11 protein-coding genes are annotated in these 13,630 nt (G+C 60.6%); 4 read left to right on the top strand and 7 right to left on the bottom strand.

The features are described from left to right. The 3 genes from AC6EI8_RS17920 to AC6EI8_RS17930 all read left to right on the top strand — a co-directional run. A partial coding sequence (locus AC6EI8_RS17920) for a DUF2345 domain-containing protein (protein ID WP_498382531.1) occupies positions 1–175 on the top strand: 175 nt, incomplete at its 5' end. A 24-nt stretch (positions 176–199) separates the two neighbouring features. After that, the gene (locus tag AC6EI8_RS17925; protein ID WP_265632359.1) at positions 200–2,380 is read left to right on the top strand and encodes a hydroxyethylthiazole kinase; all 2,181 of its coding nucleotides are present in this window, start codon (positions 200–202) and stop codon (positions 2,378–2,380) included. Continuing rightward, positions 2,377–2,967, top strand: a complete 591-nt coding sequence (locus tag AC6EI8_RS17930) for a hypothetical protein (RefSeq protein WP_226106481.1) — start codon at positions 2,377–2,379, stop codon at positions 2,965–2,967. The genes AC6EI8_RS17925 and AC6EI8_RS17930 overlap by 4 nt, the downstream gene beginning before the upstream one ends. A 395-nt stretch (positions 2,968–3,362) precedes the next feature. Here AC6EI8_RS17930 and AC6EI8_RS17935 read toward each other — a convergent pair whose 3' ends face one another. The 7 genes from AC6EI8_RS17935 to tssJ form a co-directional block, all read right to left on the bottom strand. Then, a complete protein-coding gene (locus tag AC6EI8_RS17935; RefSeq protein WP_226106480.1) occupies positions 3,363–4,178 on the bottom strand; it encodes a hypothetical protein in 816 nt (271 codons plus the stop codon). Positions 4,179–4,444: 266 nt separating this feature from the next. Next, positions 4,445–5,533, bottom strand: a complete 1,089-nt coding sequence (locus AC6EI8_RS17940) for an Imm71 family immunity protein (protein WP_226106479.1) — start codon at positions 5,531–5,533, stop codon at positions 4,445–4,447. Further along, positions 5,530–7,071 (bottom strand): hypothetical protein, encoded by a 1,542-nt coding sequence (locus tag AC6EI8_RS17945; RefSeq protein ID WP_498382528.1) that lies wholly within the window; start codon positions 7,069–7,071, stop codon positions 5,530–5,532. Before AC6EI8_RS17945 ends, AC6EI8_RS17940 begins: the two co-directional genes overlap by 4 nt. A 9-nt stretch (positions 7,072–7,080) precedes the next feature. After that, on the bottom strand, positions 7,081–9,903 hold the full coding sequence (locus tag AC6EI8_RS17950) for a type VI secretion system Vgr family protein (RefSeq protein ID WP_498382529.1): 2,823 nt from the start codon (positions 9,901–9,903) through the stop codon (positions 7,081–7,083). An 82-nt stretch (positions 9,904–9,985) separates the two neighbouring features. After that, positions 9,986–10,777, bottom strand: coding sequence for a type IVB secretion system protein IcmH/DotU (gene icmH, locus AC6EI8_RS17955; RefSeq protein ID WP_150083005.1), 792 nt, complete (start codon positions 10,775–10,777; stop codon positions 9,986–9,988). Beyond that, positions 10,774–12,120 carry a type VI secretion system baseplate subunit TssK gene (tssK, locus tag AC6EI8_RS17960; RefSeq protein WP_149318827.1) on the bottom strand — a complete coding sequence of 449 codons (1,347 nt, stop codon included), beginning with the start codon at positions 12,118–12,120 and terminating at the stop codon, positions 10,774–10,776. The genes icmH and tssK overlap by 4 nt, the downstream gene beginning before the upstream one ends. 72 nt (positions 12,121–12,192) lie before the next feature. After that, a complete protein-coding gene (tssJ, locus tag AC6EI8_RS17965) occupies positions 12,193–12,822 on the bottom strand; it encodes a type VI secretion system lipoprotein TssJ (RefSeq protein ID WP_498382530.1) in 630 nt (209 codons plus the stop codon). A gap of 301 nt (positions 12,823–13,123) precedes the next feature. Between tssJ and AC6EI8_RS17970 the strand changes: the two genes are divergently transcribed. Next, a partial coding sequence (locus AC6EI8_RS17970; protein ID WP_498382532.1) for an outer membrane protein assembly factor BamD occupies positions 13,124–13,630 on the top strand: 507 nt, incomplete at its 3' end.

Here is a 13,630-nt window from a genome sequence, read left to right on the forward strand (position 1 = left end):
TGGTGGGGCGTCGATCACGATCGAGGGTGGGAATATTACGGTGGAGTGTCCGGGGGCGATTACTTACAAGAGTGCGCAGAGGAAGTTTGAGGGGCCGGTCCGTACGGATCGTGATCTGCCGCTATTCCCGCAGAACAGCATTTCCCTCGATAACGACTACCCGTTCTCTATCTGAACCTGAGTTCTCAGGCTAAGTCCCATGCTGATCAGTCCTCCCTTTCTCCCACCGCGCGGCGCCAACCAAACCGAAAGCGAGTGGATCGACGCCGCAATGCCTGGCGGTGAGCCGGGCGACGGGTCGTATCCGGTCAGTTACAACCTCGGTTGGCACGGAGGCCTGCACTTGACCGCGCCTGCGCGTGGTACCAATGGCACCGAGCCGGTGCGAGCCATTGCCGACGGCACTGTGGTTTATCGACGCGGTTCACACGAGCCGCCGCCTCCGCCTGCTGCTGACAGCCCGTTGAGTTTCGGTGGTAGGACTAGCGATGGCGTGGTCGTTATTCGGCATGAGACGGAGATTGGCGCCGCTCGTCAGGGCAATGCACCAACCCGTGTAGTGTTCTTCTCGATCTACATGCACTTGCATACGGTCCGGAACACGGTTCAGGTCGGCAGTCGAGTCAATCGAAAGGCGGAACTTGGACAGGCAGGATACGTGCGCGGGCAGGCGAATCGGATTCACTTCGAAATCATCTGTGACGACGACAACCTGCGCCAACTGATCGGCAGGACGAGCGGCGATGTCCCGCTAACCCAGAATGGCCGTGACGACGCGGTGTTCGGCGAGCTCTATTTCAGGCTGCCAGCCAACACACCGGTATACGCACAACGTCCGCCACTGAACCAACCCGCGCCCGCAGGCGGCACGCCACTCGGTGAAGAGGTCTTTGTTGGCCTACGCTATGCCGAAGGAGACGGCGCGCAAGACGCGCGCGGCAATGCGTACGTGACAACCTATCGTCCGGTCGGAACGGCATTGGGTGACCCGCTCACTGAACGCGACGCTGAATACAATCTGTATCGCGATGCCAATGCCATCAGCGAGGCCTATCCGGCCAACGCTCGCCCGGCACCGAGCGCGGTATATGAGCTGCTTCGCTTCGGGCGTGTTATAGGACCTGACGCCTTGGCGCCTGAGGACGTACCGCACTGGCGCCAAATTCGTACGCCTGCTGGTACGGGTTGGGTGAACCTCAACGCCGCCGGCGTAACGAAGTACAGCGATGCAGATTTTCCGCACTGGCGCGGTTGGTTTCTGATTGAAGACACTCAGGACGGCAACAGCCTTTGCAATGCACCAACCATCCTGCGCGCAGTCGATATGAATCGCGACGGCAGTGTCTCAGCAGACGAAGCGCATGAGCGCCTACGGTCGCCGCAGATTCAGGCGTTCTTGAAGCGGCTGATCTGCAAGTTTCCGACGGAGTGGGATGCCAGTACAGTGGAAGCGCGATGGGGATGGCTGAAGGTGCGGAGCCCGAACAACCCGACGCCGATGACGGAAGAGCAGTTTGGGCGGTTTCGGGCGCATGTTGAAGCGTTGGCGTTTTGGGGGCAGGCTGCGTTGCAGAGCCCACGTTACGATGACCAAGGACAGGAAAACGGCCAAACACCTCTACCTGGATCGCATTGGCATTTCCATCCTCGTGAGTTTGTCCTTCTTTTTAGAGCGTGTGGCTGGCTTGATCGAAACGAGTTTGCGCAAGTATATAAGAACGATTACCAGAGAAAAACGAGGAATTCACTTGAAACCGCCAGGAACGCCCTGAGTGATGCGGTTCGAGAGAGATACAGGGTCACAATTAATAGAGTCGCCCGCAAGTATCATGTAAATTCCTCCGGGTATCGCTTGGCCCACTTCTTCGGGCAAGGTGCTGAGGAGTCCAGGACGCTGACTCAGATGATCGAACGTAGGAGTGAGGCGAGTTGTAATCAACTGTACGGTGGCCGCATGGGCAATGATCTGCCGGGTGATGGATACCGCTACCGCGGTCGAGGCATGAAGCAACTCACCGGGAAATACAATTACACTGAATATTGGGTATATCGCGGATGGGTAAGCCGAGATTCTTTCGAGAGAAGCTGGTGGACTCAGCGTGGAAATGTGCGCCGTCCGCTCATTAATAATCCCGACATTCTCGGTACGGATGAATACGCAATTATTGACGCCGGTGGATGGTATTGGGCTGCATCGCCACATCGTGGTGAGCCGCATGCCTTAAGTACGATAAACAGGACCATACCGAGTGTAGCCCCGACGCGAACAAATGTTCAAACGGTTACGCGGGCCATCAACGGCGGTGACAATGGGATAGACAATCGCGAGTACCACACTGTGCGTATATATTCTGCTGTGAGCGACGAGGTCCGTCCATGAAAGCTGCCATTTTAATGCTGCTTCTGTCATCGATATCGACTGGCTGTCTGGCAGGAGGTGATAAATTCCTTCGGTCCTTTGCGGGACAGTCGGTATCGATCGAGTACGATGTTCGAAATTATAAAAAAATAACTGAAACTGTATCTGCGGAGGGATCGGACGCAGCTAAGTCCGGCATCGTTTACGATCTTGCGATGGAAAGGCGTCGTCCTATGGGCGGCAGCTATTCAGACTCTGGAACGATCTGCTTCGGAGACTTGACAACGTGCACTGCGCAGGGCGGTATGCCGGTCCCGTATTGGGGCGACGGGCAAGGCCAATTGAGGATCGCGGATCCCACAGAGCCCGTACAAAAAGCAAAAGTTGGTGAGCGGGATGTCTTCGAGGCATTTCCGCTTTGTGGCTGGGAACAAAATGGTGCGTCCGCGCCAAGAGGGGGGCAATGCTACGCCGTTGTTCTCCCGCTCGTCGACAAGGTAGTCAGCTTTAATTTCTTGCTAGGGAAAAATACAGGTTGTCGTCAGTATGAAAAATGCTGGTCCGAGCAATTGAGGAAGGTACGAGACGTCGTTTCTAGTGCCCGTTAGGGGGCGTCGTTGTACTTCCGACGACCGTAGCGGCTCGGCAAAGTGCTCAACCAGCTTACCTATCAGGGCTGCGTGTCGCCGTTGACCATGTCTCGTGCTCCGCGCTTCAGTCAAGGGAGTCATGGATTAACACCGGTTTGAGTAGGCGCTCGCAGGTGGCAGCAGATGATCGCCCGGGCTAGTTTCTTCCGGCACACCCATACACGCACTTGCCCTCGAAATCCGAGAGCGGTCGCACGGGATCGCGGAAATACTGAACGGCCCATAGCAACTCCGGCGGCTCGCCGCTATTCACGTCCGCGGGGTAGGCCCACAGAGGCGTGCCCGATCGCCTCCATTGAACGGCCTGATCGCATTCTCCACTGTATATGGGCAACGGGATCTCCCAGCGAAGCCTATACGCTTCCGCGATAGGTTGGGCTGGGCATATCCTTCCGCGTTTTGTCAGGACGAATGTCCGTGCGCTGTCGACCTTGTCGTCGACGACTGTGTTGCCGCTGACCAGGTGAAACACATTGCCGTTCGACCAGGTCGGTTTGTTGCCTTGCTGCTCCTGCTTTATCGACACGGGCGTAGACGGTTGCTGTCGCATCCATGCGAATGACGTTGCCTTGCTTGTTGAATTCGTAGAGTCCGTGGCCAGAGATGAACAGCACACGCACAGGCCATGATTTTGGCGACACCCACTGAATTCCGTCTTGGGACGCTTTATCGTTTCGACGCAGCGCATTGGGCGGAGGCGGCGACACGTCGACCCAGCTGCTGTCCTCTCCATCGAAGGCAAAGACCTTATCGATCGGACGTGCTTGCGCATAGCGTCGTTGTTGAACCAGGCTGATGTCTGTGTCGGTCAACTGTACGACCACGTGCTTGCGCTTGCCTTCCCGGATTTCGGTTTGCCAAGTCAGCGTGCGGGCGGCGGCCTTCCCGGGCGGCGGTGGTGCGGTCAGTTCTACCGTGAGAGTGAGCGAGGAGGGTAGCAGGTCGATCGTCTCGCCCGGTTGGATCGGGGTGACGAACGATCCGTCCACGGAGACATCGATGGGCGCTTTCGTCTCTCCCGGTTTGTAGAAGAGTGTCAAGCCGGAGTCAGCGTTTCCCTGTGTCGATCCTTGCGACACTGCGGAGGTTCCGGATGAAGAGGCGGCCACTATCCCGCTCGAGCAAAGAGTCAGGGCAAAAGCAATAGCGGAAACGGCAAGGGTTTTCATGTCTAGGGCCTGTCGTGCCCACAATGGCCTACGCTGCGCCTACGGGGACACGTCCCCAATGTCCCCTGACCGCCCGAGTTCGCCAGCTAGCCGGCGTTGCCTATGAGGGAACTTCAGGGCCGTATTGGCTTGCGCATCTGTTACTCGTGGACCTAGTATCGGCACGTGGGCACGGGCGGGCGGGGGTTCCACTGCATTGGCCGCTGCCGAGGAGTCAGATTGCTGCGGAGGGGTATGGGTTTTTTTCTTGCCAGCACAGGATATAACTACTCTTCTGCAAGGACCCAGCGAACCTTCTTTCCGTTGTGTAGCGGAAGGATGTCACCAGCCTGGATTGTCAAGCTCGAAAACAGATCGCCCTCTACTAACCAACGGCCCGCGTAAGTAGCGCGCTGCCCGCTTGCAAGCGAGATAAGTTTCGCGTTTTCCGCAGCAGGACTGCTTTGAGCTGGGCTGTTCTCTGCCTTTGGTGTCATGAATTCGTACTGCTGCTCTTCCTCGGGGATGGAGCCGTCTTGATAGCGCTCATCGCGCCATAGCAGGCGCCATACCACATCCATCTCAAAGCCATCATCTTCTGTTTCTTGGTATGCCTTCGGCGCCGCTGAGCCGCCATGGAGGTAATTCATGCAACCTACGACGGTGAAGGGGCCTTTCGGTGAGTCTTGCCTAAATAGACTGAATAGTGGTGGCTTGCGAGCGTCAATGGGCTCCCAAATTCCAGAGCATGGGATCGCTCTTCCGCTCGACACCAGGATGTTGTCCTGCGGGTCCGGCACCTCAGGGAGATCGCGGGGGAAGCGTATTTGGGACAGGCGTTCACGCAGCGCTTGGCCGTAACTCAATGGGGCTGGCTCATCGAGTCGACGGGCTTCAAGGATAAGACAGCATTCGCCCCAAGCGCTGGCTACAGCTTGAAATGCACTGAAATATTCGGTCCACCCTGGAGTATTGTTTTCGTCAAGGGGGGGATGCTCATGCCATTCGAACATCCGCAATATGTAAGTATCCCAGTGTCCTAACGGACGATCCGCCATGGCAAATTCGCCATTAGCATCGAATTTGAAGACTCGCTTATCGCCATTCCGGAGGCGCCGAAGTCCTTCTTCAAAATGCGCGAAGCCTTGTATCGCTCCGACGTAGTGGCTTTCTTTGATGCCGGCCAATTCGTCGATTCCTCGTTCGCTCGCGATCGCGACACATCGCCTTGTTGCCTCCACCCATTCCTGATAGAAAATGGAGATGCGATGCCAAGCGGTGTAGGAGCTGATCCGTTTTAGGTAAAAGAAGATCTGCTTCCGTTCCTGAGGAGTAGGCAGCAAGATCTCGGTTGGATTGAAGTAAGCGGAGTTCATGGTGCAATGGTGACTTCGCGGTTGTCCTTAGTCGCTTGCTCACGCGCTCCAAACCGGGCTGTCTGAACAGTACCTGCGTTTGGGGGCGTAAGGTAGCCCCATACGCCGTTGGTGTCCACCCAGCCAGTAGGTCGCACTTCAAAGGTGATGCCGCTGATGGGGTCTTCCCATGGTTTGCTAGGTTTGCCGGACGAAATGACTTCCTGGCCCATCTCCTTCAGCCGGTTTCCGGTTGAACTGTCCAAGAAGAATACCGCTTGCGTAGCGCCGCCAGGTAAGTATTGCCCGGGCAGTCGCTCGCCAGCTTGTTCTGCCACGGTTCCGACCACGGACTTTGGACCGACTGTGTTCGTAACACGGCCAACTACCATATAGCCGTCTCGATTAAATTCATCGAGGACGGCAGCTAGCTCGCGCCACTCTTTCGCGTTATTTGGCGGTTTCCCGATACCCCACCAGATGCCGCCAGGAGCCGATTCGGCAATGTTCACTTTATGAGTTACTCCTGCCGGGCCGAACAACCGGAACACCTCTTCGCCTTCTTTTAACTGCCGGTTTACCATCCGCCCACTAAATGCTGCAATAGCAGTATGGATCCCCTCACGGTTCGGGCGCATGGTCAAGTTTGGGTAGCCATCTTCAGGTTGATAGTATTTCTTCCACTTCTTAGGAGTGCTTGCGGTTGCCGGGTTGGGCTTCCAACCTCGAGCAGAGCGCGCTGGCAATGTCCCGCCTTCTACGAGTCGCGTTTCGTCAGCACGCGTAACCCCGCGTTCTCCTGCCGCGACCTCATATAGGCTCTTGCGACTCGTCGTTTCACCGCCCGATCGGACAAATGCCTGCATCTCACGAAGCTGTTGGTCGAGTTCCTTAATTGCCTTCGGTATCATCTGATTGCCAAGGTCCGCAAGCTCTTTGATACCGTGGCGAATCCCCTCTACCCGTTGCAGGAGGGATGCCGGAGCGATTGCACCCGCTTGCTTCTTCATATCTCCAAGCACGGTGTGCATGCGGTTCATGAGGGCAGAAAATCGTTCGAGTATTTCCGCCTGATATTTCTTGAAACTGAGTTGGCCGAGCCACTGTTCAGCATTCTTCGTGCCAATCCGATTCAAAAATGCGATGGTGTCAGCGGCGGCTTCTGCGACGTGTCGCGATCGCGCGGCTCCCTCAAGCGCGCGACCTTCTTTCGCCAACTTGACGACGAGCCGTCCGACACCTTTGACTACGCCCCCGACTACGGGGATCAGTGCCACGATGAGGACGACAAGAAGCACCCACTCCCAGACATCCTCGCGTTTCTTGGGGTCGTCGACAAGGCCGATGGTGACAGCGATGATATCGCGGGCTGCAGTAACATCGCCGAGGAGCGGAATCATGCCGATTACCGCATCAACAATGATTTGAGAGAACGTGGCCTTTTCGTTGAAGGCGCCTTTGACGGTTCCCCAGGTCCAGGACCCAACGTCCGCGCAGATCGCTTGAAAGCGCCCCCAGGTTAGACCACCTGGCGCCGATTTATTTGCTGTATTCGACATTTCTCTACATCAGGAGCGGTTCATCGTATGGTCATGGCTGCTGAGGTACTTACTCACCAGTTCTGAGAGCTTGGTATCGGCCGGATTGGGGTCGTGGTCCGGATTTGGCGCCTTGTCTTTACGTTCGAACGTGCCGGGCATAGGGCCGAAGCTTACTGTCGCGGCTCCGTAGGGTACGTCCTCTAGTAGGGCTTTGCCTTGGCTATCAAGTACGCCACGACGCTCCGTGCCGTCAGAGAACTTAACAATGTATTCCGCTCCGGCAAGCCCTTCGTCATCGTGATAACGGTGATCGAGCAACAGCGTCCCAGGCGGTAGTGCGTCAATTGGCAAAGCGGGCAAAACCGCTGGTTTCCCAGCCCCACCACTAAACGGATGCCCAGCCCCCTTGACCTCAAACACCCCCGGCGTCTCGAAGGTAATCGCATTCCCTTCCAGCCGTATCGCCGAATCCGCCCCGTGCAGCACGACGGTGTTCTTCGCCAGAATCTCGACCGCCTCATTCGACGAAGTCACCACCACGTCCTTGTCCGCCAAAATCGACATCGCGCCGTCATGCGCCTGCACCGACAGCGGTCCGTTGGCGGCAACGGCCTTCAAGCCATTACGCTGCACGAACAGCGACACGCCTTGGGCGGCCGCCATCGCGATGGTCTTGCCGGCGGTCAGCTGCCAGTCCGATTGCACGGTCCCATGCAGATGCCGACCTGAATAGACGGCGGTGGTCTCTTGGCTCGACACCGCGATGGAAGTGGGGGCCTCCGCCACCAGCAGCGGCTCGGCAAAGCGCTCGACCGGCTTGCCGTCCGGCTGCTTTGCATCTTGGCCGTTGACCGTGTCCGCGTAGTGCCCGTCCTGCTCGGGCTCGACCATCGTCAGCAGCGGTTCGAACAACGCGTTGGCGGCCAGGGGCAGGGCGGTCTGCGTCTGCGCCGCCGTCGACAAGCGGTCTGCGGTGCGTTGCGCGCCCTTGAGCAGCGCGATCGCCTCGGCCATGTTCATCACGGTGCCGGTGGCGCGAGGCCGCGCGGTGGTCGACACCAGCAGGCCCTGGCCGGCGCGCACCGTCGCCCACGCGTCGCTGCGCAGTTCGGCACCCGTGCCGCGCCATGGGCCGCGCTGCGCGTCCTGCGGGCCTTGGGCGACCAGATAGCCAAGGTTCAGTTGGGTCTGTGCCGCGGAGCTGGCCAGGCGCATGCGCAGCCGGCCCTTGAAGTCGTCGACGACCCACTGGTTGTAGCCGTCGCCGCCGAGGCCACGGGTATGCCAGCCGGACAGCATGGAAGCGAGCGGCTTGTCGTCGTTGGCCCAGGGCGGGGTGTCCTGCTCGTTGTGCAGCTGCATCGCGGCCAGCGGCCGGTCGATGTCGCCGTCGAGGAAGGTCAGCAGCAGTTCGGTGCCGACGCGCGGCAGGTGGTGGGTGCCCCAGTTGGGACCGGCCATGGCGCCGGCGACGCGCACCCAGGCGGTGACCTGTGTCAGATCGTCGGAGCCGGGATCGGTGAAGGCCGCGGCTTGGCCCCCGTGGCCACTCTGGTCTGCCGGTGCAGGCGCGCGCAGCCACGGAAAGCGAACGCGCACGCGATGATCGCGATCGGTGTGCAGGGGCGTCTCGCCCTCGGCGATCACGATGACGGTCTGGCCTTCCGGCGCGGTCGGCTTGGCGCGGAAACGCGGCACGATCGGGGCGTCGGCCCGCACCGCTTCGAGCGTATTGCGGTAGCCGCCGGCCTCGACCTCGGTGGTGCCGAGCAGCCTGGCGACATCGGTGCCGAGATTGTTGGCCGCTTCGTGACGCACCGACAGCGCGACGAATTCGTCGCCGTCAGCGGCAAAGTGTTCGGTCAGGGCAAAGCGCTGACCGGCGCCCAGCTGACGGACGGTACCGGCGCCATCGAAGCGCACGAACGAACCTTCTTCGGCCTGCATGCGCAGTTGCGCCGCGCGGTCGGCGGTCGCCGCATCGGGATAGCGATAGGGGCCCTGGGCATCGAACGATTCGAGCGTCGGCCATTCGCCCGGCACCGAAGCGGCATTGGCCTGCGCCGAGGCGGCGGTCAGCGTCTTGTAGTCCCAGGACGAGACGGTGACCGCGTTGGATCCGACACTGTGCCGCGTCGACCAGACCGTCATCGTGTCCGACTCCTCGGTCATGTCGGCGCGATGGAAGCGGATGTTGGCCTGAGGGCAGGGCGGCCGTTCGGCATCGTTGTCGAACACCACCAGCCGATGGCGCGCCTGGCTGCCCTCGGGCTTGTCGTCCTCGCCCTGCAGGTGTTCGAAGCGATACGACAGGCCTTCCTCGGCCAGCAGCCGCTGCACGAAGTCGAAATCGCTCTCGCGATACTGGGCGCAGATCGAGCGGCGGCGCAGCGGTTGCGAGACGGAGAACTGGAAGTTGGCGGCCGGATAGTCGCGGAAGACTTCCTCGACGATCTCCTGCGCGGTCTTGTCCTGGTAGACGTAGCAGTCGACGCGGCCGCGCAGGCGTTCGAGCCACGGCGCCACGGTCAGTCGGTAACGCGCCAGGGCGCCGTCGCCGCCCATTGCCGCGCAATCGACGACGAAGCCATGCCAGGCGCGGTAGCGGCCATCGGCCAGCATCAGCCGCAGCGTGATCTCCTGCCGCGCCAGTTCGACCGTATCGAGATGCGCCGACGGCGACAGGCAGTCGATCTCGATGGCGAAGGGCCGCGAAACCGCTTCGATCGCGGTAAAGCGCTCGACGATCAGATTCGCTTCGCGAAGCGGTGTGTCGAGCGCGATCTGCCTTGTGCCCTGGCCGAGCAGCGTGGCAAGTACGGCCGACGGCAGCGACGTGGTGGGCATCATGGCTACCTTGGCGAGTGGTGGTTGGCGTCCGGCGTCGGGCTTGGTCGGCGCAGGGCCATCCGACGATCGATGGACGTTGGCCTTACGGCAGGGAAATCGTCAGATGCGAGAAGCGCGGGCCGAGCTTGATCACCTGCGAGTACTCCTGCATCGCATCGTTGGTCTGCTTGTTCAGCACCGACGACAGGCCGAGGTACCCCAGCAGCGCGATCAGCGCGAACACGGCGCCGAAGATCCACAGCGGCGTCTCGCGCTTGAGCGTGTGCGCGATCTTGTCCGGCAGCGGCCAGTGCGGGGCGAACGGCGCGCGCTTGCCCTTGATTGCCGCGATCTCGTCGCCGAGCCGGGCGGTCAGGTAGGAGAGCTTCTCCGGCCCTTCGAGGATGTATTTGCCGCGGAATCCCAGCAGCAGGCACATATGGAAGACTTCCAGCGCCTGCAGGCGCGGGGCGCCCTGCGCGCGCAGTGCCTCGAGCTTGGTGAAGAAGGTCTCGCCGGCAAGCTGCTCGCCGAACAGCACCAGTTGCAGCGGGCGGCGTTCCCAATCGGCGCGGATCGCGAAGTCCGATGCGAGGATGGTCTCGTCGATCGCCGCGCAGAACGCGTACTTGGCGTCGAAGACATCGTCGGCCGACACGTGCAGGCGTTTGGCGCCGCGGTCGAATTCGTCGAGAAAGCCGCGCACCTTGGCAAGGAAATTCTCGGCGCTGTCCGGCGGCTGGCCATTGCGCAGCAGGAACAGCATGAAGAAGCCGTCGTACAGCAGATCGAGCAGCGTGCGCGCGTGGCGCGAGGCGTCGCCAGCATCGGCGAAGGTGCTGGCCGCGCCGGCGGGGGCATCGCCAAACAGCGAGGGCATCGAAGTGGAGCTCATGAGGTCACCGCGATCAGTTCAAGTTGAAGTTCCCGGATACCGGCCGGCGTATAGATGGTGATCGTGCCCGCCTGCAGCATGCGTTCGTACAGCGGCCCGCGCGCCTCGACGGCGAAGTAGCAGGCCCCCGGACGCACCGGAATGGCCGGCGGCACCTGCGGCGTATAGGTCAGCGGCACGCCCGGCATCGACGACAGCACCAGCTTGTCGACGTCGTCGGGGGCCCCGACCTTGAAGCGCGCCGGAATCGCGTCGACCAGTTCGACGGTCGGCATATCGGCCGAGACGGACAGGTAGAAGCGGGTCTTGTCGTCGATCTTGCCGGAGTCCAGTCGGCCCAGATGGAAGGATGGCCGCGATTCGTCGAGAGCGATGGCGAAATAGCGCGTGGAAATGACGGTATCGAGCAGCTCGCGCACCATCGTGTCGAGTTGCGCGAAGACCTTGCCCGGATTGCCGTGGTCGTAGACCGGCAGGTCGGCCAGCGAGTACGACTTGGAGAAGGTCATCAACGCGCCGGCGAGCCGCAGCAATTCCTGGAACAGCCGTTCGGGATGGACCTCGGGATGGTGATACAGGTGCGACAGCGCGGCGAACGAGGCATTGGCCGTATGCAGCAGCCAGAACGACGCGATATCGCCGGAGCGGAATTCGATGATGTTCTTGGTCGGCTCGCGATGAAAGCCGTACAGCGCATTGACCTTGGCCTGCAGGGCATCGAGCAGCCGGCGCAGCCGCTGGTACAGCACCGCCGAGGCATTGATCGCCAGGCTCGGCGCCACGAAGTTCTCGTCGAGTTCGAAGCCGCCGGTGGCGGTGCGGCGCACGCGGACGATCGGCAGCGAAATATATTGGTCGCGCGGCTCGGAATCGGCGATCAGCTTGACCGCCTTTTTCAGATAGGTAATGGACGCCGGCTCGGCCTCGGTAAAGAGGTCGGCGGTATCGCGCTGCTGGCCGACGAAGCGGGAAGAGGGCGAGCCTTCGCTGGCCTCGCGGTAATTGCCGCCGAAATCGCGCAACGGATAGAGCGCGAGATGGAAGGTCGATTCGGAAACGCCGGCCGGCAGATTGGCCAGGGCTAGCGGGGCCGGCAATTCGTCCGATTGCGGCGCGCAATACCATTCGCCATCGGGAAAGAACAGCGACAGTTCGCTGATGCGCAGCATGCCGCTGGCGAGCGCGTCGGTATCGAAGCGGGCATGGCGCACCCCCCAGGCGTAGGGCTGGATCGCCTGCGCGGTGGCGTGCAGCCGCGCCTCGTGATAGGCGTCCTGCTGCTGGAAATGCTGCGGGCGAAGGAATAGCCCTTCGCCCCAGAGGATCTTGGCGGAATCACTCACAATAAGCCTTGTTGTCTTTCTTTTTCCGATCGGCCCGGCGGCCGGCAATGGGTCGCCATCATCGCTGCAATCTCACGCCCGGCAACTGGTCGGCGACAGCAGGTTCAACGAGGACCGCGGCACGCCATCGGTGGGCGTCAGCGGTTCGCCCGCCGTCAGCGTCATGGCGCAGGCATGCAGGCCGATCGTGATACCGGACTTCTCTCCCTTTGCTGCATCGAAAGCAAATTTCCAGCGCTGCGGCGCCGGGCTGCGGAACAAGGCGACCACCCCGATCGCACCCGCTTCGCGCGAGACTTTCTCCATCACGTCATAACGCTGTCCCGGAATCAGCGTGATTTCGCGAACATTGACCAATTCGGAGCCGAGCACCTGTTTTTCCCGCGCCGGATCGACAAAGGCGTCGAAGGGCGCCTGCATAAAGGCGGTCGATTCCTTTAAGGTGTAAACCCGCACTACCAATGCCGCCGCGCGATTGTCATTGGCCGCATTCAGGTTATTGCCGGCATAAAGCCGCAATGGTACCTGCCGCGGCGGCTTTTGCGCATCCGGTACGTTGGTAGGCTTGATTCCCAGCGCCTCCAGCGCTCCACCGGCCGCGCCGGCCAGCACCTGGGTACCAACGGAGCATGACGCCAGCGTGACGACCGCCAGCCCGGCCAGCACTGTCCGTGGATTTATAAGGAATTGTAAAAAAGTCATACAAATCGGATTCTTCTTATTGGCCTGTGCTATGGGGGCGCGCGACCCTGATGCCTGGCTGCGGCGTTATGAAATGGCTTGCACAACGGTGCATTGCCGCATGAAAACCAGAGTTCAGTTTCATTTAATTCACGGTTTGGAACCTACCCTCGGTATGGTTGTCAGCGGCGACGCGCAGAGTGTACTATTGCGCGCCGATTGGGCCAATATCGCTTACCAATCTATTACTCCGCTTTGTTTTATTCATTGCGGACGGCATCGAACAATACGTCAACAACAAAGCCACGCGACGGTCAGAGCCATGATCCCTTTTCGCTTTTCACGATCTTTTGCAATTGCCATTGGTGCCGCCGCATTGTTTTCCGGTTGCGCCTCCACGGGAAGCACCACGGGTCCGCAATCGGAGGAGGCATTCGCGCAAAGCATGGCGCAGGCCGAGGCGGCATTGAAGGGCGGCCAGCGTGAGCAGGCGGTGAGCCTGTACGAAGAGATCGCGAAGACGAATCCCGCGCGTCAGGAGCCGTGGTCCCAGATCGCGCAGATCCAGTACGCCGACGAGAAGTATCCGCAGGCGATCCTGGCCGCCGAAGAGGCGCTGCAGCGCGACGGCAACGATCGCAAGGCCAAGAGCATTCTCGCCGTCAGCGGGCTGCGCGTGGCGCGCCGCTCGGTGATGGAATTGCGCGACGACAGCGCGCTCGCCGGCGACGTTCGCACCGACGCGCAGGTCCTGGCCAAGATGCTGCGCGAAACGCTGGGCGAGCAGGTGCTGTTCCCCGAGGAAAAGGCGAAGCCGCCGGTGCGCAAG

The organism is Cupriavidus sp. R6-3 (assembly GCF_059772245.1).